The following is a 23993-nucleotide window of genomic DNA, read 5'->3' as shown; positions in this document are numbered from 1 at the left end:
GACCCACCCACCCGAGTACGGTTTGCTCATGGCAGTACACCTGACTCGCATTTACACACGAACCGGCGACGACGGCACCACGGGATTGAGCGATTTCTCCCGGGTATCCAAAAACGACCCCCGCCTGGTGGCCTACGCCGATTGCGACGAAGCCAACTCGGCGATCGGCGTCGCCGTCGCCGTGGGTCAGCCGGACGAGCGGCTGATGGGTGTGTTGCGGCAGATCCAAAACGACCTGTTCGACGCCGGAGCGGACCTGTCGACCCCGGTGGTCGAAAACCCCGAGTATCCGCCGCTGCGAGTCACCCAGCCCTACATCGATCGGCTCGAAAAGTGGTGCGACACATACAACGAGTCCCTACCGAAATTGAATTCTTTTGTGTTGCCCGGCGGTTCGCCGTTGTCGGCTTACTTGCACGTGGCCCGCACCGTGGTACGCCGAGCCGAACGGTCGGCGTGGGCGGCGATCGACGCCGCACCCGGACAGGTCAACGTGCTGCCCGCGAAATACCTCAACCGCCTGTCGGATCTGCTGTTCATCCTGTCGCGGGTAGCCAACCCTGACGGCGACGTGCTCTGGAAACCGGGGGGCGAGAACGCCGCCACCAGTTAGCGGCCGGCGCGGCCTGTAGGCCGCGCCGACGGGAGCGCGGTGACGGACGCGATTCCAGCCAGGACAAAAACGCGGTCAACGCGCCCTTGTCGAAGGCGATCTCGTAACCAGACCTGCGGTCCTGGGTGGTGTCTCGCAGCTCGATGACGACGATCTCGTCGGTCATGATGTCGAACTCGTCGCCGCGTGGTGCCCGCCTGGACACGATCTCTACGCCGCGCCGGCTCAGCCGCCGGTCCGGCCACAACCGCAGACTGGACAGCCGGTAGAACGCGGCTTCACCGCCGCGGTAACGGATTACGCCGTGCCGCCAGCCGTGACCTCCGACCGCGGGAATGTCTCGCATGATCCCTGCCGTGCCGCCCTGGCGCAGCTTCCACAGCCGATAACTCAGCCCGGTGACGGCGCTCGCCAGCACGACAACGAGCACGACCATGCCGATCATGGGCGCGCTCATCGGCGGTTAGTCGATCGCGCCGACGGCGCGCAATCGTGCGCGCCCTCTGGCGGCAATGCGCGGATCGTCCGACTCAGAAGCCTCTCGGGCGGCGCTCTCATCGATCTCCGAGGAGAACTCGGCGGATTCAGCGAGGATGGTCACTGATTCTTCGGTGACAGACAAGAACCCGCCATCCACCGCGATCCGCAGATCGTCTTCGCCTTCTCGCTCGACGCGCACCATTGCGTCGTCGACCAACTGCGCCACCAGCGGGATGTGCCGCGGCAGGATGCCGATCTCACCGACGGTGGTGCGGGTGAACAGAAACGTTGCCTCACCCGACCAGATCTTTCGGTCGACGGCCACTATCTCAACGTTCAATTCCGCCATGCCACAAGCCTTTCCGGGCCGGTTCGTTCACGCCTCAGGAGTCCAGCTTGGCGCCAAAGCTTTCGGCCTTCTTAGCCAAGTCGTCGAGGCCACCGATCAAGAAGAACGCCTGCTCCGGAACATGGTCGAAATCGCCCTTGGTCAGCCGGTCGAACGCCTCGATGGTCTCCTTGAGCGGCACCGTCGAGCCCGGCTGCCCAGTGAACTGCTCGGCCGCCATCATGTTCTGCGACAGGAACCGCTCGATCCGTCGTGCGCGCTGAACAAGCTGCTTGTCCTCTTCGGACAACTCGTCGATACCAAGGATCGCGATGATGTCCTGCAGGTCCTTGTACCGCTGCAAAATTCGGATGACTTCCTGCGCGACGCGGTAGTGCTCGTCACCGACGACACTCGGGTCCAGGATGGTCGAGCTCGACGCCAACGGGTCCACCGCGGGGAAGATGCCCTTGGAGAACACCGAACGCGACAGCTCCGTGGTGGCGTCCAGGTGGGCGAACGTCGTCGCCGGCGCCGGGTCGGTGTAGTCGTCGGCGGGCACGTAGACGGCCTGCATGGACGTGATCGACTTGCCGCGCGTCGAGGTGATGCGCTCCTGCAGCTCACCCATCTCGTCGGCCAGCGTGGGCTGATAACCCACCGCCGATGGCATCCGGCCGAGCAGGGTCGACACCTCGGAACCGGCCTGGGTGAACCGGAAGATGTTGTCGATGAACAGCAGCACGTCCTGACCGGCCTCGTCGCGGAACCATTCCGCCATGGTCAGCGCGGACAGGGCCACCCGCATACGGGTGCCGGGCGGCTCGTCCATCTGACCGAACACCAGCGCGGTGTCCTTGAGCACGTCGGCTTCCTTGAGCTCGACCCACAGGTCGTTGCCCTCACGGGTGCGCTCCCCCACGCCGGCGAAAACCGAAGTACCACCGAAGTTTCGGGCAATACGGTTGATCATCTCCTGGATCAGCACCGTCTTGCCCACACCGGCACCACCGAACAGCGCGATCTTGCCGCCACGCACGTACGGGGTGAGCAGGTCGACGACCTTGAGGCCGGTCTCGAGCATCTCGGTGCGGGGCTCGAGCTCTTCGAAAGCCGGTGGCTTGCGGTGAATCGACCAGTGCTCGAAGTCCTCACCGTATCCGGGCTTGTCCAGGCAGTCACCCAGGGCGTTGAACACGTGGCCCTTGACCTCTTGACCGACCGGCACCGAGATCGGCTTGCCGCTGTCTGTCACCTCGACGCCACGCACCAGACCGTCGGTGGGCTGCAACGAAATGGTGCGAACCAGGTTGTCGCCCAGGTGCTGCGCCACTTCGAGCGTCAGGGTCTTCTTGAGTTCCTCGAACGTGATCTCGGCGTTGAGCGCGTTGAACAGGTCCGGCACCGAGCCGCGGGGGAACTCGACGTCGACCACCGGGCCGGTGATTCGCACGACGCGACCGCTGGTCTCGGATTTTGTGGTCTTGTTGGTCTTTTCTGATGTTTCAGTAGTAGCAGGCATAACTTCTTTCTTCCTCGTGTGCTACTTGGCGTCGGCGAGCGCGTTTGCGCCACCGACGATTTCGCTGATCTCTTGGGTGATCTGAGCCTGCCGCTCGCGGTTCGCCATCAGCGTGAGTTCTTTGATCAGGTCGTCCGCGTTGTCGGTTGCCGACTTCATCGCCCGTTGACGCGACGCGAGCTCCGATGCCGCCGATTCCAGCAGCGCCGCGTACACCCGGGTCGTCACATAACGCGGCAGCAGCGACTCGAAAAGTGTTGTGGCGTCTGGCTCGAACGAGTACAGCGTGTGGAGTTCGTCGGTGTCCTCGACGTATTCCACGACCAGCGGAGCGATGCGGTGGGCCGCCGCGGCCTGCGACATCATCGACTTGAACTCGGAGTAGACGATGTGCAGCTCGTCGACGCCCTGGCCGTCCTCTGACTCGTCGTCGCCCGCGCCTGCCATGAAAGCCTCGACCAGAGTCGAAGCGATCTCGGCCGCGTTTTCATACGACGGTTGCTCGGAGAAGCCGGTCCACGATTCGGTGATGTCCCAGTTGCGGAATTTGAAGTAGTTCAGCGCCTTTCGGCCCACCGTGTAGACGACCGGCGTCTTGCCTTCCTCCCTCAGCAGGGAGAAGAGCTCCTCGGAGCGACGGAAGATGCTCGAGTTGTACGCGCCGCACAAGCCACGATCCGAGGACACCACCAAGATGCCGGCCCGCTTCGGCTCGTCACGCTCGACCAGCAACGGGTGGTCCAGCGCGGCCTCGGAGGACAGGGTGGTGAGCATCGCGGTGATCTGAAAGGCGTAAGGCCGTGCGGACTCCAACCGGGCCTGTGCCTTGCCGATGCGCGAGGTCGCGATCATCTCCTGGGCCTTGGTGATCTTCTTGATCGACCCGGCCGAACGAATCCGGCCACGTAATTCGCGAAGTGTTGCTGCCATCGGTAGCTACTTCTTGTCCTTGGAGGCCTGCTTGGATTCCTTCTTGTCCTTCGGCTTGTCCTTCTTGACCTGTACGGACTCCTTTTCCAGCTCCCCTTCGTCCAAGGGCTCGACATGCTCGTCGGGCACCACCGATGCGCCGCCGGTGGCCGCGAAGCCCTTCTTGAAGTTGTTGATGATCTCGGTGAGCTGGTTCTCGCCCTCCTCGGAGAGCTTTCCGCTGTCGTGGATGCCGCTCAGGAACTTCTCTTCGGAGGCCCGCATGTGGTCCAGCAGCTCGGTCTCGAAGCGCCGGACGTCCTCGACGGGCACCGAGTCCAGGTGGCCGCCGGTGCCCAGGAAGATCGAAACCACTTGCTCCTCAACCGGCATGGGCTGGTACTGCGGTTGCTTCAGCAGTTCGACCAGGCGTTCACCGCGCTCCAGCTGCGCCTTGGACGTCGCGTCCAGGTCGGAGGCGAAGGCGGCGAACGATTCGAGTTCGCGGTACTGCGATAAGTCCAGTCGCAGCGAGCCGGCCACTTCCTTCATCGCCTTGATCTGCGCCGCACCACCCACGCGGGACACCGAGACACCGACGTTGATGGCGGGCCGCACACCCTGGTTGAACAGGTCGGACTCTAGGAAGCACTGACCGTCGGTGATGGAGATGACGTTGGTGGGAATGTAGGCGGAGATGTCGTTGGCCTTGGTCTCGATGATCGGCAACCCGGTCAGCGAGCCACCACCGAGCTCGTCGGACAGCTTGGCGCAGCGCTCCAGCAGACGCGAGTGCAGGTAGAACACGTCGCCGGGGTATGCCTCACGACCCGGCGGCCGGCGCAGCAGCAATGAGATCGCGCGGTAGGCCTCGGCCTGCTTGCTCAGGTCGTCGAAAACGATCAGCACGTGCTTACCGTCGTACATCCAGTGCTGGGCGATGGCCGAACCAGTATACGGCGCAAGCCATTTGAAGCCCGCGGAGTCGGAAGCCGGCGCCGCGACGATGGTGGTGTAGTCCATCGCACCGCCCTCTTCCAGCGCGCGACGGACCGAGGCGATCGTGGTGCCCTTCTGCCCGATGGCCACGTACACGCAGCGCACCTGCTTGCGCTCGTCGCCGCTCTCCCAGTTCTCCCGCTGGTTGAGGATGGTGTCCACACACACCGCGGTCTTGCCGGTCTTGCGGTCGCCGATGATCAGCTGCCGCTGGCCGCGACCGATCGGGGTCATCGCGTCGATGGCCTTGATACCGGTCTGCAGCGGCTCGCTCACGCTCTGCCGATTCACCACCGACGGCGCCTGGATCTCCAGCGCGCGGCGGATGTCGGTGTCGATGTCGCCGCGGCCGTCGATCGGCTGGCCGAGCGGATTGACCACGCGCCCCAGAAACGCATCGCCAACGGGGACCGAAAGGACCTCCCCGGTGCGTTTGACCTGCTGGCCCTCTTCGATCTTCTCGAAGTCACCCAAGATCACCGCGCCGACGCTGTGCTCGTCGAGGTTGAGCGCGACGCCCAGGACACCGCCCGGAAACTCGAGCAGTTCCTGGGTCATGACCGAGGGCAGGCCTTCGACATGCGCGATGCCGTCCCCAGCATCGACGACGGTACCGACCTCTTCGCGGGAGGTGTCGGACGTGAAAGAGCCTACGTACTCCTCGATGGCGCTCTGGATGTCATCAGCGGAGATTGTCAACTCGGCCATGGCTTTTCGTCTTCCTACTTGATCTTGGTTCGCGGGTGATGGTGATGAATGGTTGTGTCAGTCGGGCAATTGAGCCTCGGCCGCGGCAAGGCGTGAAGCGAGTGTCCCGTCGATCACTTCATCGCCAACCGAGATGAGCAGGCCGCCCAGTAGTTCGGCATCGATCTGCAGCTGCACCGCTACCGGGTGACCGTAGATGCGGCCGAGCACGTCGGTGAGACGAGACCGCTGCTCATCGCTGAGTTCGGCCGCTGCGCCGACCGCAGCGACGATCTCGCCGCGGCGCGCCACGGCGACTTCTGCCAAGAACTGAATGGCCTCCTCGGCCGGCTCGCCCCTGAGCAGTTCGACCGTCTGGCTCAGCAGCGCAGCCGCAATGGGATTGACTTTGCCGCTTGCGCTGTCAAGCACCTTGCGCAACAACCCGACTCGGCCTTCCACCGGAACGGCGTAGTCGCCCAACAGGATGCCAAGTTGGGGCTGCGCGTCGAGGATGCGGGAGAATCGGAACAGCTGTTCTTCGACCTCGTCGACTTTGTCCTCACGTTCGGCGACGTCGAGCAATGCCTGCCGAGACACGTGTTCGATGGCGTCGATGAGGTCGGAGTTGGCCGACCAACGCTCCGAGACCGCCGTGCGCAGCACCTCGAGTGTGGCGTCGCCGACCTTGCCGGAGACCAACCGCTCGATCAACCGGACCCTGGGGCCGCTATCTTCGGCCGGAACGGTGAGATACCGCGTAACGACGACCTCGCGGTCCAGCATCTGGGCCACCTCCACCAGTTCACTGGAGAGGGTCGAAAGCCCCTTATTGTCAAGGTCTTTGGCGATGGTGCCGAACTTGTCCGACAAGTTGCCCAGTGCGACGCGACTCGACGAGCGCATCTTGGCCATCAAGGGATACTGGACGTCGGCCGGTGCCGGCGCCATCGCGTCGAGTTCCTCGAGGAACCGGTCGACGGTGGCCGACTGCTGCGCCGAATCGGCGACGTAGTTCCGAACCAACTCGCCCGCCTGGCGCACCGCTTCGTGGCCGAGCTCCAAACGCAACTGTCGGCTCAGTTGGGTACGCAAGAGATCGACCTGCCGACTGCCCTGCACGCTGATGCGTTCGGATTCGACATCAGCCTGGGCCCGCAACTGTTCGACGATGCGGCCCGAGTCGGCCTTGGCCTCCTCGACGATCCGCTCGCCCTCCGACTTGGCGGATTCGACGGCCTTGCTGTGTGCCGTGGTCGACTCGCTGAGCCGATCGCTCGCCGTCGCAGCATCTTTCAACTGCTGGCGCACGGCGTCTTGCCGAGCGGTCATCAGACGACGAACCGGCGGCACGACATACCGCACGACCAGAAACACGATGGCCGCGAATCCGACCAACTGCCCGATGAAAGTCGACATACGTGATTACCGCCCGGACTTTCCTGTTGCGGATGCGCTCGCGGTGGCAGGCGCGACCTCGACGCCGAGGATCCGGCTGGCCAAGGTCGCCGACAGGGTGGCGACGTTGGCACGCAGATCCAGTTCCACGGCGTCCCTCTCCCGCTTCAATTGCTCGGATGCCATCTGCAACGTCGACATCACCTGCTGTTCGGCACGGGCGCGCGCGTCTTCCACCACCTTACGGCCTTCGGCGCGGGCGTTGTCGCGTAAAGACGACGCCTGAACCCGCGCTTCGGTCAGCGCTTCTTCGTAGTCGGCCTTGGCCGCTTCGAACTGCTCGCCCGCCTTCTTGTTGTCCGCAGCCGTCTTGGCGACCATGGCGTCACGCTCGCGCAACACCCTCATGACGGGCGGCACAACGAATGTGCCGATGACGGCCAGCACGATCAGGAAGATGGCCAGCACGAAGAAGAAGGTGCCGTTCGGGACGAGGAAGTTGCTGCCTCCCTCGGCCACCACCTGGCTGGACGCCAGAACGCTCAGACTCGCGTCACCCATAACAGCGAACTAGGTGCCGACGGGTGTGGCGAACACGAACAGCGCCATGAAGGCCAGGTTGATGAAGTAGGCCGCCTCAACCAGACCGACGGTGATGAAGAACGGCGTAAACAACCGGCCTTGCGCCTCGGGCTGCCGGGCGATACCGGAGACCAGCGCGTTACCGGCGATACCGTCACCGATACCGGCACCGATCGCGCCGCCGCCCATGATGAGTCCACCGCCGATGAGTGCCGCGGCAGCGACTTGGGGGTCCAGAGCCATTCTTATCCTCCTTGATATCTGGTAGGGGTCTACCAGGCCTCTGTAATGGTGCGTGGGTCAAAAAAACTTGCGGTGGCCTCAGTCATGGTGATCCTCGATCTCCATGGCCTGGCTGAAGTACAAGATGGTCAGAATCGAGAAGATGAAGGCCTGGATGGCCCCGACGAACAGGTCGAAGGCCTTCCAGATCGCGTTGGGCGCCCACATGATGTAGGGCGGGAACAGCGCGATCAGGGCGACCAGGATGCCGCCGGCGAAGATGTTGCCGAAAAGTCGGAGCGACAACGAGATTGGCTTGGCCAGCTCTTCGACCAGGTTGATCGGCGCCAGGAACGCAACGTGACCTTTGAGCACGGCGAGCGGGTGTCCGATGACGCCACGGCGCCAGATGCCCGCCACGTGGTAGCAGACGAACACGAACAGAGCCAGCGCCAGAACGTAATTGATGTCCGCCGCCGCCGACTTCAGCAGCTCGGTGGTGTGTCCGGACTTGTCGGTGTACTGCAAGGGAAGGACCGACAGCCAGTTGGAGATCAGGATGAACACGAAGATGGTGACGGCCAGCGGCAACACGAACGGCGCGATCCGCATGCCGACCGCACTCTCGATCTGATCGCGCATCTGGACCGTGATGGCTTCCCAGAACAACTGAACGCCGCTGGGCACACCGGTAGAGGTGATCTTCGCGCGCAGGAAGAAGGCCAGTGCCAACACGATCACGGCGGCAATACCGGTCGCCAGAATCGTGTCGGTGTTGACGGTCAGACCGAGCCACTTGGCTTGGGTGTGCGCGCCAACCTCGATCGCGCCCTCGGCCAGGAACGTCGTCTCAGGCATCGGTGGTGTTCCTTCCTTCCGGTCCTTCCGACCCTGGGATCACGCCGCCCCCGGCACCGTCCGACGGCTCCGCCCAGTCGCCGGCGCGCAGCTTTTTCCACACCGGAAGCGCTGTCGAAGCCACCAAGAGGATCTGGAAAAGCGCCAGGCCGAACACGACGCCCAGGCCGGCGGGGCGAAAGACGTAGGCGATGATCAGGCCGACGACGGTGATGATGGCCAGCCGTGATGCCGAGTTGACCGCCATCGATCGTTTCAGCGGGTGATCCTTGGCGGTAATCGACTCAACCGAGCGACGCACAAGTACCGCGTTGAGCAAACCCAGGAGAAGCCCGATACCGAAGAAGACTCCGACCATCAGGTGACCGGACAGTCCGGCGGCGAGCATCGCCACCGCGGTGATGGCAATGCTGATCACGAAGAGCCGAACCGGACGGAAAGCAACAGAGGGAAACACCAACGGCGCGTCCTGCGCTGGTGTCGTCACTGCAGCACCTCAATCCCAGGTTGATGGAACGGGACCCCCCCGACCGACTGATCGGTGGTCCGCCGAGCGTATCGCACGTCACAGTCGAATCACCGAAGGGGTATCACCCGAGGCCGGTCTTCAACCAGCCCGGTCGAATTTGCCTCCGATGGGCCGGTAGCCTGCACGGCTTTTTGGGGTTCTACCAGCACCGTACCACACCGAATAGGCAACTACTACCCTTCGTCGTAGTAGTCCTCTCCGCGGCGCAGCAGCGGGATCGCCGTCGCGATGCCGGCCACCACGATGGCACCCAGCATCACCGCGGCGGTATCGCGGGGGCGGAAGAAGATTGTGCTGGCGGCCCCGAACGCCACGATGCCGACCCACAGATAGATCAGCAACACCACCCGGCGGTGCGAGTGCCCGATCTGCAGCAACCGATGATGCAAGTGCATCTTGTCGGGGCTGAACGCGCTGCGGCCGGCCCGGGTGCGGCGCACGATCGCCAGCAGCAAATCGAGCATCGGTACAAAGATGACCGCGGCCACCAGTAGGAACGGTGACAGCAGGACGAACACGTCGCGGGCCCCGTAGGCGTTCTGCGAGACGGGACCTGCGGCCGTCGTCGACGCCGCCGACAGCATCAGACCGATCAGCATCGAGCCGGAGTCGCCCATGAAGATCTTGGCGCGATGGAAGTTGTGTGGCAGAAAGCCCAGGCAAGCACCGGCCAGCACCACCGAGATAACCGCGGGCGGATAGAACAGCACGTCACCGCCGTGATCGCGCAGCAGGCCGACCGAGAACATGCAGATGGCCAATGCGGTGATCAGCCCCAGCCCGGCGGCCAGACCGTCGAGCCCGTCGACGAAGTTCATCGCGTTGACTACCGACACGGTCAGCGCCAGGGTCAGCAGGATCGACGACGCCTGGTCGAGCACGATGGTGCCGACGCCGCCGATGGGGATGTACAGAACGCTCCACGCCACGCCCATGGTGACCAGCACGCTGGCCGCGGTGATCTGTCCGGCGAACTTGGTCAAAGCGTCGAGGCCCCAACGGTCGTCGATCAGGCCGATGCCCATGATGACCGCGCCGGCCACCAGGACCGCGGGCATACCGCTGGAGTAGACAAACCCACGGGTGAGCGCCGGAAGCTGGGACGCCAGGAAGACAGCCGTCACGACGCCGACAAACATCGCCAGCCCACCCATTCGAGGCGTCGGCGTCACGTGGACGTCGCGCTCCCGCGGGTAGGCGACCGCGCCAAGCCGGGTCGCCAGTTGCCGCACCGGCCCGGTTGCGAAGTACGTGATGATCGCCGCGGTCAAACCCACCAGCGCCAGCTCACGAAGCGGAACTCCGGCGCCGCGGTCGCCCAGCGCAAGCAAACCACCGGCAAGGTTGGTCACGTCGCTGGACATCACCGAGACCGTACTGGACAAACCTGGGACCTCGACAACCGCTCCAGTCAGGCCCGGGCGGTCAAGCTTTCTGGGTCGACGGCGAGCACTTCTGCGATCCGCTCGGCGCTCACCGGACCCGGCCGCAGAATCCGCGGCATGTCACCGGTCAGATCGACGATCGTGGACGCGGCCCCTTGATCGGACGGGCCCGCGTCCAGGTAGACGTCGACGAGATCGCCTAGCTGGCTGCGCGCCTCATCGGCATTCACGGCGGCCGGACGGCCGGAGACGTTCGCGCTCGACACCGCCAGGGGCCCGACTTCGCGTAACAGCTCGATGGCGACGGGATGCAGTGGCATCCGCAGCATCACGGTGCCGCGGGCGTCACCGAGATCCCACTGCAACGACGGGGCCTGCGTCACCACGAGGCTCAGTGCGCCCGGCCAGAAGGCACGGATCAAGTCCCGCGCCCCGTCCGGCATGGTGTACACGAGCCCCTCGATGGTGTGCCAGGAGCCGACGAGCACACCCACCGGCATGTCCCGCCCCCGCCCCTTTGCCGACAACAACGCCGATACCGCGGCGCTGTTGAACGCATCGGCGCCGATGCCGTACACCGTGTCGGTGGGCATCACGACCAGTCGGCCGCCCTTGAGCGCCTCTGCCGCAGCGGCGATTGCGAGTGGGCGCTGGTTGGGATCCGCGCAGTCGAAGACGTCCGTCACGGGTGCCGCTCTCCTCGGGCTCCGGCTCTCCTGCGGGCGGTCACGAATCGTGGCCGCCCGGTCAGGTCGCGCCGGGCCGTGACGTCTTCGAATGCTCCGGTGCGCAAGAACAATTCCGTCGTCTGGGCCGAGGTGGTGTCATCGTGCTCGACTCCGATCAGCCCTCCCGGACGCAGCCAGCGAACGGCGAGGCGGACAATCGGAGCGATCACCGCCAATCCGTCCGGCCCACCGAAGACCGCCTGGTGTGGATCATGTTGAGCGACTTCAGGGTCCAGCACAGCACCGTCGGGGACATACGGCGGGTTGGCCACCACCAAATCGACCCGGCCGTCCAGGTCGGCGGGCACGTCCGGCTCCAAATCAAGCGTCGTCACGTCTGCTCGCAGCAACTCAATCGCCGTGCCCTCGACGTTGCGGCGGGCGTATTCGAGAGCGGCATCGGAATTGTCGACCGCGACGATTCGCGCCGCGGGCCGGTGCTGGGCCAGTGCCAGCGCCAAAGCGCCCGATCCGGTGCACAAGTCGACGATGACGGGATGCGGTACAAGTTCTTGCGCGGCAGCCCATTCCAGCATGGCTTCAGTTTCCGGACGGGGTACGAAGACGCCCGGTCCGACGTGCAGCATGGCAGGCCCGAACGCCGCGGTCCCCAACAGATGTTGCAGCGGCACCCGTTGCGAGCGCGCCGCCACGGCGTCGCGGTACCGCCCGAAAAAGTCTTCACCGGGCGGATCGAGCAGGGTCAGGCGCCCGCGGTCAGTCCCCGCCAGGTGCGCGGCCAATTGCTCGGCATCCCAACGCGCAGAATCGATTCCCGCTTCGGCAAGGGTGGCCGCAGCATCATCGATCGCGCGCCGCAGGACGTTCATGCCTGTTGCAGCCGGGTCTGCTTGTCAGCGGCGGCCAAGGCGTCGAACAAGGCGTCCAGGTCGCCGTCGAGCACTTGATCGAGATTGTGCGACTTGAAATTGATCCGGTGGTCCGCGATCCGGTTTTCCGGGAAGTTGTAGGTGCGGATGCGCTCGCTGCGGTCTACGGTGCGAATCTGGCTGGCCCGGTCCGCCGAGGCGTCCGCCAGCGCCTGCTCTTCGGCCAACACCTGCAGACGGGCGGCCAGAACCTGCAGTGCGCGGGCTTTGTTCTGCAGCTGCGATCGCTCGTTTTGACAGGTGACGACGATGCCGGTGGGCTGGTGCGTAATGCGCACGGCGGAGTCCGTGGTGTTGACCCCCTGGCCGCCCTTCCCCGAAGAGCGGTAGACATCGACGCGCAGGTCCGACTCGTCGATCTGCACTTCGCCAACCTCTTCGGGCTCGGGATACACCAGCACGCCGGCCGCCGAAGTATGAACGCGCCCTTGGGATTCGGTTACGGGGACGCGTTGCACGCGGTGTACCCCGCCTTCGAACTTCAGCCGCGACCACACCCCGTCGGCCGAATCGCCCTTGCTGGCGATGGCCAGCGTCGCGTCCTTGTAACCGCCCAGGTCGGATGTGGTTTCGTCCAGCACGGTGACGGTCCAGCCGTGCCGCTCGGCGTAGCGAATGTACATCCTGGCCAGATCAGCGGCGAACAGGGCGGATTCTTCGCCGCCTTCACCGGATTTGACCTCGAGGACGATGTCGTCGGCGTCATGCGGGTCGCGCGGGGCCAGCATATCGGTCAGCTGGGTGTCCAGTTCGGCCACCTGAGTTTCCAGATCGGTCACCTCGGCGGCGAACGACGCGTCGTCAGCAGCCAGTTCTCGCGCGGTGTCCAGGTCATCACGGGCGGCCGCCAGCTTGCGGTAGGTGCTCACGATCGGGGCAAGCCGAGCAAATCGCCGTCCGGCTTTGCGGGCCTCGTCGGGATTGCTGTGCAATTCGGGGTCCGCCAGCCGGCGCTCGAGGTCGGCGTGCTCGGCCAGCAGCACGTCAATGGTCTGTACCGGCTTAGTCACTGCCGCACCTCCTGCCCCGAATCGTCCGTCATTACCGCAAACGCAAACCGACGCCCGGCCCATGCGACGGTGCGCACAGTTCGGGCGTCGGTAACCGAGCTATTTGTCGGCAGCGGTTCCGGTGTTGCGCTTGCCGTACCGCTTCTCGAAGCGTGCCACCCGGCCACCGCTGTCGAGGATCTTCTGCTTGCCGGTGTAGAAGGGGTGGCACTGCGAGCACACCTCGACGGTGATGTGACCGCCGTCCTTCGTGCTGCGCGTCTGGAAGGTGTTGCCACACCCGCAGAGCACCGTGGTCTCCGCGTAGGCGGGGTGAATGTCAGCTTTCATGATGTCCTCTTCGATCGTTTGTCGCCCGCCCCCGTCCAAACTCGGACGGTCGGGCGTGAACTCCGAACCTGCGGCGGTTGGCGGATAATCGAGCCCCGATTATGCCAGGTCAACCACCATCATCCCAAACAGCGAGCTGCGCCCGTACATTCCCTTGAGACCCAACTGGTCGGGTCGGGCCAACGGGTTAGTCGTTGTCCATCGCCCCGGGTGTCGTCTTGGACACCTGGACCAGGAACTCGTAGTTGTTCTTCGTCTTGCGCAGCTGCGACATCAGCAGGTCGATGGCCTGATGCGAATCCAGGCCGGACAGCACACGGCGCAACTTGTGCACGATGCCGAACTCGTCCGGCGACAGCAGCAGTTCGTCCTTACGAGTACCCGACGGGTTGACGTCGACGGCCGGGAAGACCCGTCGTTCGGAGATCTTGCGGTCGAGCTTGAGCTCGGCGTTACCGGTGCCCTTGAACTCCTCGAAGATGACCGTGTCACCAGTGGACCCCGTCTCGACCATCGCGGTGGCGATGATCGTCAGCGATCCGCCTTCCTCGATGTTGCGGGCGGCGCCCAGGAACCGCTTGGGCGGGTACAGCGCGGTGGAGTCGACACCACCGGACAGGATCCGGCCCGAGGCGGGTGACGCGTTGTTGTAGGCACGTCCCAGGCGGGTGATCGAGTCGAGCAGCACGACGACGTCCTTGCCCTGCTCAACCAGCCGCTTTGCCCGCTCGATGGCCAGCTCGGCGACCGAGGTGTGATCTGACGGCGGCCGGTCGAAGGTCGAGGCGATGACCTCGCCCTTCACCGAACGCGTCATGTCGGTGACCTCTTCAGGCCGCTCATCGACGAGCACGACCATCAGGTGGCATTCCGGGTTGTTCCTGGTGATCGCGTTGGCGATGTCCTGCAGGATCGTCGTCTTACCGGCCTTGGGCGGCGACACGATCAGGGCACGCTGCCCCTTACCGATCGGCATGATGAGGTCGATGACCCTGGTGGTCAGCCGGTCCGGAGTGGTTTCCAGACGCAGCCGCTGGTTCGGGTACAACGGCGTCAGCTTGGAGAAATCGGGCCGCTTCTTGGCGTCCTCGACCGGGCCGCCATTGACGCTGTCCAGGCGCACCAGCGGGTTGAACTTCTGCCGTTGGTTGGGCTGTTCGCCTTCTTTGGGCACCCGCACGGCGCCGGTGACCGCGTCACCGCGGCGAAGGCCGTTCTTACGCACCATGTTCATCGACACGTAGACGTCGTGCGGTCCGGCCAAGTACCCGGAGGTGCGCACGAAGGCGTAATTGTCGAGGACGTCAAGAATGCCGGCTACCGGCTGAACGACGTCGTCTTCGCGCAATTCGGCATCGCCGCCCTCACCGGTTCGCTCCCCCCGGCGCCGGCGGTCGCGGAAGCGGCGTCCACGGCGACCCTGACGTCCCTCGCCGTCGTCGTCCTGCTGGTTCGAGCCGCCGCGGCCCTGCTGGCCGCCCGAGCTCTGATCCTGGTCGCTGCCGCCGTCCTGGCCGCGCTCCTCAGTCTGGTTGTCTTGCTTGGTTTTCTCGCGGCGATCGGCCTCACCGGCGGCCGCACCCCCGCGGCTGCCTGAGCTCTCGCGGTCGGCCTCGTCGTTGCCGCGGGCGGATGACCCCGCTTCGCGGGAAGCGCCGCGTCGTTCGCGGCGGGGGGCCTCGGTCGTCGCGCCATTCTGGTCGCTCGCGGCGGCCGGCGCGTCAGCGCTCTTGTCGTCGTTCTTGTTCTCCGACTTGCCGCTGTCCTCAGCGGACTTGGTGCCGTTGGCGGGAACGCCGTTGGCCTGGCCCCTGACTTCCTTGATCGCGGCGATCAGTTCGTTCTTGCGCATACCTGACGTCCCTTTGACGCCAACTTGGTTAGCCAGCGCGCGTAACTCGGGCAGCACCATGGTGGAGAGTGCACCGCTGGAAACGCTGGGTTTCGCGTCTGGAGTGTCGGTGGTCACGGCATTCGACAGTTGATTGGCGTCAGTGTTTTCGCCAGCCGTGAACAAATCCGTATCGGTCACGGAGTTCCTTTCTTCCCCCGCTGAGCAGGTCATACGGGGGGTTCATTGCAATCAGGCAAATTGCCGAGTGCGCCCAATCATCGACTCTGCAACGGTGATCGCCTGGATCCGGCGGAGTAAACGGCGAACCTCGTCCACAAGAAGAATTGGTGTTGTCCTAGCGGCAAGGCAGTATGGATGCAGATGCAGATGCAGATGCTGCGATTGCTGGACGGCTCCGAGGATAGCCCGCATCCCTGCCGGAAGCAAGCAAACCCTCCGGCCACGCCGTGAATCAACCGGCGACGGTGATCCCAGGGCCCCAGCGAACTGGTTCGCCGGCAGTCATTTCGGTGATGGTGAACCCGTGGGCGACCCCGTAATTCACCACTTCGGAAGGCAACTGCGAGGCAGTGGTCACCGCTATTAACGACGGACCAGCCCCGGAAAGCGTGGCTGAAATATCATGACGCCGCAGCAGCCGCAAATATTCCGCCGAGGCCGGCATCGCCGGTGCGCGCTGCGGCTGATGCAGGACATCTTCGGTCGCCGCCATGAGCAGGTCGGGCCGCTCGGTGAGCGCGACTACCAGCAATGCAGTCCGGCTGACGTTGAAACGCGCGTCCTCGTGGCTGACCTGCGCGGGCAACAGCACGCGGGTCTCCGCGGTGAGCGAGCGCTCCTCGGGAATCGCGGAGTACAGGTGGATATCGGGGTGCAGCCGTAGCGGCACCGCCGCATACCGGGGCCGATCACCGCCGCGGTCAACCCACGAGACGACCGCACCACCCAGCACGGCGGCGGCCGCGTTGTCGGGATGACCCTCGAAATCCGAGGCCAGCTGGATCAGTTGGGCCTCGCTCAGTGGCTTCGAATCCGTCTGTGCGACAAGGCCATTCGCGGCGCCCAGTCCGCCGACCACCGCCGCCGCGGAGGAGCCCAGGCCGCGGGAATGCGGAATGGCGTTGCGGCAACGCACCACCAGGCCCGGTGCGCGGACCCCGACTGCCCGCAGCCCACACTCCAGAGCGCGCACCACCAAGTGTTCGGGACCGACCGGCAGCTGGCCGGCACCCTCCCCCTCGACCAGCACGGTCAAGCCGGAATCCGTTGTCTCGACGATGATTTCGTCATAAAGGCTCAACGCCAGGCCGATGCTGTCGAAGCCGGGGCCAAGGTTTGCGCTCGACGCCGACACCACGGCGCTGGCCGCCAGCCCGGCAGGCAGCATCGAGGTCACCAACAGCCCTTCGCCACTAGGCCAACCCCAACTTCTCGACCACGAGAACCGGGTCCACCGGCAGCGGGGTCACCGTTGGCATGTCCCGCAGCGCCGTGTCGGGATCTTTGAGGCCGTTGCCGGTGACCGTGCACACGACCGTCGACCCGCGGGTCACCCAACCGTCCTCGACGGCCTTGAGCAGTCCGGCGATGCTGGCCGCCGAAGCGGGTTCGACAAAGACGCCTTCGGATTCGGCCACCAGGTGATAGGCGGCCACGATCTCGTCGTCGGTCGCGGCCAGGAAGCGACCGTTCGATTGCTGTTGCGCGTCAACGGCTGCCGTCCACGACGCGGGCGCGCCGATGCGGATTGCCGTCGCGATCGTCTCCGGATTCTTGACCGGCGCGCCGTGCACCAGCGGGGCCGCGCCGGCCGCCTGGGTGCCCAGCATGCGCGGCAATTTCTCGATCAGGCCCTCGTGGTGATATTCGGTGTATCCCTTCCAGTACGCGGTGATGTTGCCCGCGTTCCCGACCGGCAGGGCATGCACGTCGGGCGCGGTACCCAGCGCGTCGACGATCTCGAATGCCGCCGTCTTCTGGCCCTCAATGCGCACCGGGTTGACCGAGTTGACCAACGCGATGGTCGGAAAGTCAGCGGCCATCTTGCGGGCCAGTTCCAGGCAGTCGTCGAAGTTGCCGTCGATCTGGATGATCTTGGCGCCGTGCATGACCGCCTGCGCCAGCTTGCCCATCGCGATCTTGCCCTGCGGTATCAGCACCGCACAGGTGATGCCGGCACGCGCCGCATACGCGGCCGCCGACGCCGACGTGTTTCCGGTCGACGCGCACAGCACCGCCTGCTGGCCGCGCGCCAGCGCATCGGTGACCGCCATCGTCATGCCCCGGTCCTTGAAAGAGCCGGTGGGATTGAGGCCCTCGACTTTGAGATGAACACTGCAACCGGTCTTTTCCGAGAGCCGGCCCGCCGCGATCAGCGGGGTACCACCCTCGAGCAGCGTGACCGGGGTCCAGTCGTCGCCCACCGGCAGCCGGTCCCGGTATGCCTCAATGAGACCGGGCCACGGCTTGTGGACGACGGTGCGCGAAGCGCTCATAGGGTGGTCCCTTCCAGTCGCAGCACGCTGGTCACGCTCTGCACGACATCCAAATCGGCCAGCGCATCCACGGTTTCAGACAGCGCGGCATCCGTGGCCCGGTGGGTTACCACGACGATGCGGGCCCCCACCCGTCGTCCGCCTTCATCCGCGACGCCTTCCTGACGGACTTCGGCGATGCTCACCTCACGCTTGGCGAATTCGGCTGCCACCGAGGAAAGGACGCCGGGCTTGTCGGCGACGTCCATGCTGACGTAGTAGCGGGTCGAGATGAAACCCATTGGAGCTATGGGAAGTTGGGCATACCGGGACTCTTTGGGACCGCGGCTGCCAAGCACCCGGTTGCGCGCGGCCATCACCATGTCACCGGCCACCGCGGACGCGGTCGGCGCGCCGCCGGCGCCCTGACCGTAGAACATCAGCCGGCCGGAGGCCTTGGCCTCGACCACCACGGCGTTGAAGGCGCCGTTGACGGTGGCCAGCGGGTGCGACATCGGCACCAGTGCCGGGTAGACGCGCGCCGAGACCCGCTCTTGGCCATTGTCGCCGGTGATGCGTTCGCAGATGGACAGCAGCTTGATCGTGCAGCCCAGGGCCCGGGCCGACTCGAAGTCGGCCGGGGTGACTTTGGTGATGCCTTCCCGGTAGACGTCATCGGCGGTCACCCGGGTGTGAAAAGCGATGGACGCCAGAATCGCGGCCTTGGCCGCGGCGTCGTAGCCTTCGACGTCAGCGGTGGGATCGGCCTCGGCGTATCCCAGCGCGCTGGCTTCGGCCAGCGCGGTGTCGTAGTCGGCGCCGGTGCTGTCCATCGCGGACAAGATGTAATTAGTGGTGCCGTTGACGATTCCGGCGACCCGCAGCACCGTGTCGCCGGCCAACGACTGGGTTAGCGGACGGATGACCGGAATCGCGCCTGCGACTGCCGCCTCGAAATACAAATCGACGTGCGCACTTTCGGCTGCCTGCGCCAACTCGCCGGTGGAGGTGGCCAACAGCGCCTTGTTCGCCGTCACAACCGACTTACCGTGCTCGAGGGCGCACAGGATGGCCTTGCGGGACGGCTCCACCGGCCCCATGAGTTCCACGACGATGTCGACGTCGTCGCGCGCGGCGAGTCCTTCGATGTCGTCGGTGAGCAACTCGACGGGAACACCGCGGTCCTCGGCGACGCGGCGCACTCCGACCCCGCGCAACACCACGGGTGCGCCGACCCGAGCGGCGAGGTCGTCAGCGCTGTCCTCGATGATTCGGACAACTTCGCTGCCGACGTTGCCCAACCCGAGTACCGCTATACCGACCGGCTTTTCGTCAAGGGGCACAGTTCACCTCACTTCCAAACTCAAGAGATCGTCGACCGTCTCGCGGCGCAGGATCAGACGGGCGCGCCCGTTGCGCACCGCGACGACGGCGGGGCGGCAGATCATGTTGTAACGGCTCGACAGTGAATAACAGTACGCACCGGTGGCGGCCACCCCGATCAGGTCGCCGGGCTGCAGATCCCCGGGAACCCAGGTGTCGCGGACGACGATATCGCCGGTTTCGCAGTGCTTTCCGACGACGCGGGCCAGCTCTGCCGGAGCATCGCTGATCCGCGAGACCAGCCGCGCGTCATACTGCGCGTCATAGAGCGCGGTGCGGATGTTGTCGCTCATGCCGCCGTCGACGCTGACGTAGCGCCGGTGTGCGGTGGCGCTGACGTCGACGTCCTTGACGGTGCCCACCTCGTAGAGCGTGATAGTGCCGGGCCCGGCGATGGCGCGCCCCGGCTCGACCACCAGCCGCGGTGTCGGCAGCCCGACGGCCGCCGACTCGTTCTTCACGATCGCGCTCAGCTTGGCAGCCAGTTCGGCCATTGGCGGCGGATCGTCGGCGGCGAGGTAGGAAATGCCAAGTCCGCCACCTAGATCCACAGTGGAGATTTGTGCGGCCTTGTCGACGCCGAACCGCTCGGCAGCCTGGTGCAGCAGACCGATGACCCGGTGCGCGGCGAGTTCAAAGCCGGCGACGTCGAAGATCTGCGAACCGATATGGCTGTGTAGACCCACCAGTCGCAGGTTTTGAGTCTCGAACACCCTGCCGACGGCGTCCAGCGCGGCGCCGGTCGCCAACGACAACCCGAACTTCTGGTCCTCGTGTGCGGTGGAGATGAACTCATGGGTGTGCGCCTCGACCCCGACGGTGAGACGAACGAAGACATCCTGGACGATGCCCGCCTCGCCCGCGATGGCATCCAAACGCTCGATCTCGATCATCGAATCCAAAACAACGTGCCCGACACCGGCTTTGACCGCCGCCGTCAGTTCGGCGACGGATTTGTTGTTGCCGTGGAAGGTGATTCGCTCCGGCGGGAAGTCGGCGTGCAGCGCAACCGCCAGTTCGCCACCGGTGCACACGTCGAGCGACAGGCCTTCTTCGTCGATCCAGCAGGCTATCTCGCTGCACAAGAACGCCTTGGCGGCATAGTGCACGTTCTTACCGCCGCCGAAGGCCGACGCGATCTCTCGACAGCGAGACCGGAAGTCGTTCTCGTCGACGACGAACAGCGGAGTTCCATACTCCTGGGCAAGGTCGGTGACCTTGACGCCGGCGATACTGGCGACCCCGGATTCGTCCCGAGCTACGTTGCGGGGCCACACGTTCGGCGACAACAGCAGCAGTTCCTCGGGGGATTGCGGCCGCAGCGGGCTTTCGGCGTGGCGGGTCTCGTCGGCGTGTCGAGGACCGGCGGGATGAACGTTCACATTCGCTCCGGAGCAGTGACGCCCAGTATCGCCAGTCCGTTGGCGATCACCTGGCGGGTCGCCTGGCACAGCGCCAGGCGTGCGGTGTGCAGATCGGTGGGTTGCTCGTCGCCCTGCGGCAACACCCGGCACGAGTCGTAGAACCGGTGGTAGTCGCCGGCGAGGTCTTCCAGGTACCGGCACACCCGGTGCGGTTCCCGCAGGGACGCCGCCGTTTTGAGCACCCGCGGGAATTCGCCGATGGTGCGCAGCAGCGTCCCCTCCTTGTCGTGGCTGAGCAGCTCGAGGTGTCCGGTGTCGGGGATCAGACCGAGTTCGGCGGCGTTGCGGGCCAGCGCCGACAGCCGGGCATGCGCGTATTGCACGTAATAGACCGGGTTTTCATTCGACGCCGACGACCACAACGCGAGGTCAATGTCGATCGGGGTGTCCACCGAGGAACGGATCAGGCTGTAGCGCGCGGCGTCGACACCGATCGCCTCGACGAGGTCGTCGAGCGTGATCACGGTTCCAGCCCGCTTGCTCATTCGGATCGGCTGGCCGTCGCGGACCAGGTTGACCAGCTGCCCGATGAGCACCTCGACGGCGCCCGGGTCATCGCCGAACGCCGCCGCCACGGCCCTGAGTCGGGCGATGTATCCGTGGTGGTCGGCTCCCAACATGTAGATGCACAGGTCGAAGCCGCGCTGCCGCTTGTCCAGGTAGTAGGCGATGTCACCGGCGATATAGGCCGGCTTACCGTCACTTTTGATGACGACGCGGTCCTTATCGTCACCAAAGGCGCTGGTGCGCAACCACGTTGCACCGTCCTTCTCGTAGATGTTGCCCGTCTCGCGCAGTCTGGCGATCGCTTGGTCGACCCGGCCGCTGGTGTGCATCGAGTCTTCGTGGGTGTAGACGTCGAAGTCCGTGCCGAACTGGTGCAACGACTCTTTGATATGGGTGAACATCAGGTCGACACCGATTTCGCGAAAGGTCTCGCGCATCTCGCCCTCAGGCAGGCTCAGCGCGTCGGGCGCCTTCTGCAGCACTTGGGCGGCGATGTCGTTGATGTAGGCGCCGGCGTAGCCGTCTTGCGGGGTGGGCTCGCCCTTGGCCGCGGCGATCAGTGAGCTGGCGAACCGGTCGATCTGGGCGCCGTGATCGTTGAAATAGTATTCGCGCACCACCGCGGCGCCCTGGGTGGACAGCAGCCTGCCCAACGCGTCGCCCACGGCGGCCCAGCGGGTCCCGCCGATGTGGATCGGCCCGGTCGGGTTGGCTGATACGAATTCCAGGTTGACGTTGCGGCCGGCCAGCGCGTCGGAGTGACCGAAGCGGTCGCCGGCGTCGATGACGTTGACGACGACGACGGCTTGCGCCGACGCCTCCAGGCGCAGGTTGATGAAGCCGGGTCCGGCCACCTCGGCCGAGGCGACGCCGTCGGCCTGCGACAACGCCTCGGTAAGCCATCCGGCCAGCTCACGCGGGTTGGCGCCGACCTTTTTGCCCAGCTGCATTGCCAGGTTGCTGGCGTAATCGCCGTGCTCGGGATTGCGGGGACGCTCCACGGTGACCGTCTGGGGCAGCGCGGCAGCATCCAGCCCGCGCTCGGCCAACACCGCGGTGGCGGTGATTTTGAGCAGCTCAGCGAGGTCAGCGGGGGTCACGACCGTCTATCCTATTGGCTGTGGTGCCCCCGCCCCGAATCCATTGCGGTAGCGGGGCCGGTCCCGCAATGCGTTAGTCTGTCCGTGCTTGTTCGAAAGCCCCATCGCGCAACAGGTAACTCGGTGCGCCCCCGTAGCTCAGGGGATAGAGCGTCTGCCTCCGGAGCAGAAGGCCGCAGGTTCGAATCCTGCCGGGGGCACCGTCTGACCAGCGAAGGTCGAATTATCCAGGCCCCGCGCGATTAGGGGTCGGCGCAGACCACTGCCGCAGGCGCCGCATATTCGCGCTTGCGAGGGATGAACACCGATTCCGCGCTAGTTGTGCGCGTGCGCCCGTTCGGTCAGGTCTACGACCTTCGCGGCGGGAGCATTTGTCTTGACCGACTCGATGCCTTTGAGGGCATTTTCCCTGGTCTCATAGCCCTGGCTGGCGACGACGATCTCGCCGTTAGCGGCCTTGAGGTGAAACCGGAACCTGCCGGCTTTGTCCTTGCTGATTTCGAACTTGGCTGCCATTGCAGTTCTCCTTGTTCGCTTCTCCGAACAGCGGAAACGCTACTCCGGGGTTAGGCTGCCGAGAAGGGAGTGGCCGAGCGAACCCAATTCGGCCGGCACCACAACCTGTCGGCCCGTTTCCCGCGCCGTCAACTCGGGTAGGGACGATTCGTGACCACCGCCGAACAGCCGCCTCCAGAAGGCGACGAACAACCCCCGCAAGCCACCGACAGCGAAGACGACTCCGACGCGCAGTCCGAAAAGGAGTGACCGGTCCGCTTCCGGGCAAATGTCGCCCGAGCAAAACAGGCACGTGAAAACGCGCCCCAGGCGTCACAGACGACGTTAAGCTGCTGGTCGTGGGCGGGAGAGTGTTCGCCAAAGGCCGCGGGCGATTGCTGGCGATCGCGGCTTCGCTCGTCGTCTCCGGCGCCATGATCCACGCGCAGGGCACCAAGACACGGTGCTGCGTCGAAACCCCCGCCGCACTCACGATGGCCGTGGCGTCCCCGCAGTTGCTGTGAGCAACAGTATCCGCCGGTCAGCAATCAAGGATTCTTCGCGTGGCTACCACTTGGGCCGGTGATGGCTGGGGCCGAGCGGAGACGTCGAGCTGCTGACCGGGCTCGCCGGCGAGCCAACTACGCTGCCCAATTCCGTTGCCGCGTAACGTCTTAGCGGATCAGTCTGGCGGTGTCGGGGTCATGGACGCGATGTAATAAGTCTCGTGCCCCGTCGGATAGCCACCGCCGTCAGTGGCGATATGAACGTGGTCGTAATGGTCGGCGGTTTCTGAGCCGAGATCCGCCATCCAATTGCCTCCGCCGACACCCGGATAGATCTTCTGCCGCCAGATCACGTGGTTGATGCCCCATCGCTTCGTGTTCGCCAAGGCATACCCGGCGATCTGGTTGCCGAGCTCGATGCCCTCGGGGCTGTGAAAGTTCGGGATCATCACGTCGATCGCCAGACCCTTGGGATGCCATGGCAACGGGTCCTCCCGATACCCGTAGATGGTCTTGATCTGGGGGAAGAGCACGCTGATGGCGCGGGCCGCCCAGATGGTCTTGACCTGCAACCGATCCTCGGACGCGACGCCGCGCGGCAATGCGAGCTGGAATGGCTGGCCGGCGGACGGCGCGGGCGGCGCCAGCGCCGTCAACGATTCGATCTCGGCCGGGGTGGCAGTGCGCACCGGGTTGGCGGGGGGCGCAGACCACTGCCGCAGGCGCCGCATATTCGCGCTTGCGAGGGATGAACACCGATTCCGCGCTAGTTGTGCGCG

22 protein-coding genes, 1 tRNA gene and 3 pseudogenes are annotated in these 23993 nt (G+C 65.2%); 3 read left to right on the top strand and 23 right to left on the bottom strand.

Annotation, left to right across the window (positions count from 1 at the left end; translation table 11 throughout):
• Positions 1-28: 28 nt before the first annotated feature.
• Positions 29-613, top strand: a complete 585-nt coding sequence (locus A5625_RS12030; protein WP_066993466.1) for a cob(I)yrinic acid a,c-diamide adenosyltransferase — start codon at positions 29-31, stop codon at positions 611-613.
• Positions 614-629: 16 nt separating this feature from the next.
• On the opposite strand, the pseudogene A5625_RS12025 reads toward A5625_RS12030, so the two are convergent.
• The 21 genes and pseudogenes from A5625_RS12025 to argS form a co-directional block, all read right to left on the bottom strand.
• Positions 630-1070 (bottom strand): annotated as a pseudogene (locus tag A5625_RS12025) (DUF2550 domain-containing protein); the annotation flags it as partial.
• 6 nt (positions 1071-1076) lie between these two features.
• A complete protein-coding gene (locus A5625_RS12020) occupies positions 1077-1442 on the bottom strand; it encodes a F0F1 ATP synthase subunit epsilon (protein WP_066993460.1) in 366 nt (121 codons plus the stop codon).
• Between the two features lie 34 nt (positions 1443-1476).
• Positions 1477-2943, bottom strand: coding sequence for a F0F1 ATP synthase subunit beta (gene atpD, locus A5625_RS12015; RefSeq protein ID WP_066993457.1), 1467 nt, complete (start codon positions 2941-2943; stop codon positions 1477-1479).
• Between the two features lie 21 nt (positions 2944-2964).
• On the bottom strand, positions 2965-3873 hold the full coding sequence (locus A5625_RS12010; protein ID WP_066993454.1) for a F0F1 ATP synthase subunit gamma: 909 nt from the start codon (positions 3871-3873) through the stop codon (positions 2965-2967).
• 6 nt (positions 3874-3879) lie between these two features.
• Entirely contained in the window at positions 3880-5559 is a 1680-nt protein-coding gene (gene atpA / locus A5625_RS12005) for a F0F1 ATP synthase subunit alpha (RefSeq protein ID WP_066993450.1), read from the bottom strand.
• 57 nt (positions 5560-5616) lie between these two features.
• Complete coding sequence (locus A5625_RS12000) at positions 5617-6957, bottom strand: F0F1 ATP synthase subunit B/delta (protein WP_066993447.1); 1341 nt, start codon at positions 6955-6957, stop codon at positions 5617-5619.
• Positions 6958-6963: 6 nt separating this feature from the next.
• Positions 6964-7497, bottom strand: a complete 534-nt coding sequence (locus A5625_RS11995) for a F0F1 ATP synthase subunit B (protein WP_066993445.1) — start codon at positions 7495-7497, stop codon at positions 6964-6966.
• 9 nt (positions 7498-7506) lie between these two features.
• Positions 7507-7755 (bottom strand): F0F1 ATP synthase subunit C, encoded by a 249-nt coding sequence (locus A5625_RS11990; RefSeq protein WP_024636915.1) that lies wholly within the window; start codon positions 7753-7755, stop codon positions 7507-7509.
• A gap of 84 nt (positions 7756-7839) precedes the next feature.
• Positions 7840-8598 (bottom strand): F0F1 ATP synthase subunit A, encoded by a 759-nt coding sequence (atpB, locus tag A5625_RS11985; RefSeq protein WP_066993442.1) that lies wholly within the window; start codon positions 8596-8598, stop codon positions 7840-7842.
• A complete protein-coding gene (locus A5625_RS11980; RefSeq protein ID WP_066993437.1) occupies positions 8591-9085 on the bottom strand; it encodes an ATP synthase subunit I in 495 nt (164 codons plus the stop codon). The genes atpB and A5625_RS11980 overlap by 8 nt, the downstream gene beginning before the upstream one ends.
• Positions 9086-9300: 215 nt before the next feature.
• Positions 9301-10510, bottom strand: a pseudogene (locus A5625_RS11975) (glycosyltransferase family 4 protein); the annotation flags it as partial.
• Positions 10511-10538: 28 nt separating this feature from the next.
• On the bottom strand, positions 10539-11198 hold the full coding sequence (locus A5625_RS11970) for an L-threonylcarbamoyladenylate synthase (protein WP_066993431.1): 660 nt from the start codon (positions 11196-11198) through the stop codon (positions 10539-10541).
• Positions 11195-12070 carry a peptide chain release factor N(5)-glutamine methyltransferase gene (prmC, locus tag A5625_RS11965; RefSeq protein WP_066993427.1) on the bottom strand — a complete coding sequence of 292 codons (876 nt, stop codon included), beginning with the start codon at positions 12068-12070 and terminating at the stop codon, positions 11195-11197. The genes A5625_RS11970 and prmC overlap by 4 nt, the downstream gene beginning before the upstream one ends.
• Positions 12067-13140, bottom strand: a complete 1074-nt coding sequence (prfA, locus tag A5625_RS11960) for a peptide chain release factor 1 (RefSeq protein WP_066993423.1) — start codon at positions 13138-13140, stop codon at positions 12067-12069. The genes prmC and prfA overlap by 4 nt, the downstream gene beginning before the upstream one ends.
• 99 nt (positions 13141-13239) lie before the next feature.
• Entirely contained in the window at positions 13240-13470 is a 231-nt protein-coding gene (rpmE, locus tag A5625_RS11955) for a 50S ribosomal protein L31 (RefSeq protein WP_066993420.1), read from the bottom strand.
• Between the two features lie 187 nt (positions 13471-13657).
• Positions 13658-15502 (bottom strand): transcription termination factor Rho, encoded by a 1845-nt coding sequence (gene rho, locus A5625_RS11950; RefSeq protein WP_066993575.1) that lies wholly within the window; start codon positions 15500-15502, stop codon positions 13658-13660.
• A 274-nt stretch (positions 15503-15776) separates the two neighbouring features.
• On the bottom strand, positions 15777-16712 hold the full coding sequence (gene thrB, locus A5625_RS11945) for a homoserine kinase (protein ID WP_066993571.1): 936 nt from the start codon (positions 16710-16712) through the stop codon (positions 15777-15779).
• 25 nt (positions 16713-16737) lie between these two features.
• Positions 16738-17820 carry a threonine synthase gene (gene thrC / locus A5625_RS11940; RefSeq protein ID WP_066993417.1) on the bottom strand — a complete coding sequence of 361 codons (1083 nt, stop codon included), beginning with the start codon at positions 17818-17820 and terminating at the stop codon, positions 16738-16740.
• Positions 17817-19142: a homoserine dehydrogenase gene (locus A5625_RS11935; protein ID WP_066993414.1), complete on the bottom strand. Its 1326-nt coding sequence runs from the start codon at positions 19140-19142 to the stop codon at positions 17817-17819. Before A5625_RS11935 ends, thrC begins: the two co-directional genes overlap by 4 nt.
• A gap of 3 nt (positions 19143-19145) precedes the next feature.
• Positions 19146-20504 carry a diaminopimelate decarboxylase gene (gene lysA, locus A5625_RS11930; RefSeq protein ID WP_197516063.1) on the bottom strand — a complete coding sequence of 453 codons (1359 nt, stop codon included), beginning with the start codon at positions 20502-20504 and terminating at the stop codon, positions 19146-19148.
• Positions 20505-20560: 56 nt separating this feature from the next.
• On the bottom strand, positions 20561-22213 hold the full coding sequence (gene argS / locus A5625_RS11925; RefSeq protein WP_066993409.1) for an arginine--tRNA ligase: 1653 nt from the start codon (positions 22211-22213) through the stop codon (positions 20561-20563).
• 127 nt (positions 22214-22340) lie between these two features.
• Here argS and A5625_RS11920 point away from each other — a divergent pair.
• Positions 22341-22413: transfer RNA gene (locus A5625_RS11920), tRNA-Arg, on the top strand.
• A 115-nt stretch (positions 22414-22528) separates the two neighbouring features.
• Here A5625_RS11920 and A5625_RS11915 read toward each other — a convergent pair.
• Positions 22529-22729 carry a DUF1508 domain-containing protein gene (locus tag A5625_RS11915; protein WP_066993406.1) on the bottom strand — a complete coding sequence of 67 codons (201 nt, stop codon included), beginning with the start codon at positions 22727-22729 and terminating at the stop codon, positions 22529-22531.
• A 338-nt stretch (positions 22730-23067) separates the two neighbouring features.
• Here A5625_RS11915 and A5625_RS29080 point away from each other — a divergent pair, with 338 nt between their 5' ends.
• Positions 23068-23232, top strand: coding sequence for a hypothetical protein (locus tag A5625_RS29080; RefSeq protein WP_232003616.1), 165 nt, complete (start codon positions 23068-23070; stop codon positions 23230-23232).
• A gap of 158 nt (positions 23233-23390) precedes the next feature.
• Here A5625_RS29080 and A5625_RS11910 read toward each other — a convergent pair.
• Positions 23391-23918 (bottom strand): annotated as a pseudogene (locus A5625_RS11910) (glycoside hydrolase); the annotation flags it as partial.
• Between the last annotated feature and the right edge of the window lie 75 nt (positions 23919-23993).

Source organism: Mycobacterium sp. 1465703.0 (genome assembly GCF_001672975.1).
In the GTDB taxonomy this organism is placed as follows: domain Bacteria; phylum Actinomycetota; class Actinomycetes; order Mycobacteriales; family Mycobacteriaceae; genus Mycobacterium.
The sequence above is the reverse complement of the archived record's forward strand: the minus strand, read 5'-3'. Positions and strand labels throughout refer to the sequence as shown.

Bases quoted from the DNA above. Each gene is read 5' to 3' on its own strand.
- thrC (WP_066993417.1), bottom strand. From the start codon at position 17,820: ATGAGCGCTTCGCGCACCGTCGTCCACAAGCCGTGGCCCGGTCTCATT.
- rpmE (WP_066993420.1), bottom strand. From the start codon at position 13,470: ATGAAAGCTGACATTCACCCCGCCTACGCGGAGACCACGGTGCTCTGC.
- atpA (WP_066993450.1), bottom strand. From the start codon at position 5,559: ATGGCCGAGTTGACAATCTCCGCTGATGACATCCAGAGCGCCATCGAG.
- A5625_RS11995 (WP_066993445.1), bottom strand. From the start codon at position 7,497: ATGGGTGACGCGAGTCTGAGCGTTCTGGCGTCCAGCCAGGTGGTGGCC.
- atpD (WP_066993457.1), bottom strand. From the start codon at position 2,943: ATGCCTGCTACTACTGAAACATCAGAAAAGACCAACAAGACCACAAAA.
- prmC (WP_066993427.1), bottom strand. From the start codon at position 12,070: ATGAACGTCCTGCGGCGCGCGATCGATGATGCTGCGGCCACCCTTGCC.
- A5625_RS12030 (WP_066993466.1), top strand. From the start codon at position 29: ATGGCAGTACACCTGACTCGCATTTACACACGAACCGGCGACGACGGC.
- atpB (WP_066993442.1), bottom strand. From the start codon at position 8,598: ATGCCTGAGACGACGTTCCTGGCCGAGGGCGCGATCGAGGTTGGCGCG.
- A5625_RS12000 (WP_066993447.1), bottom strand. From the start codon at position 6,957: ATGTCGACTTTCATCGGGCAGTTGGTCGGATTCGCGGCCATCGTGTTT.
- thrB (WP_066993571.1), bottom strand. From the start codon at position 16,712: ATGCTGCCTGCCGGGCTGGCGGCCAGCGCCGTGGTGTCGGCGTCGAGC.
- A5625_RS12010 (WP_066993454.1), bottom strand. From the start codon at position 3,873: ATGGCAGCAACACTTCGCGAATTACGTGGCCGGATTCGTTCGGCCGGG.
- A5625_RS12020 (WP_066993460.1), bottom strand. From the start codon at position 1,442: ATGGCGGAATTGAACGTTGAGATAGTGGCCGTCGACCGAAAGATCTGG.
- A5625_RS11915 (WP_066993406.1), bottom strand. From the start codon at position 22,729: ATGGCAGCCAAGTTCGAAATCAGCAAGGACAAAGCCGGCAGGTTCCGG.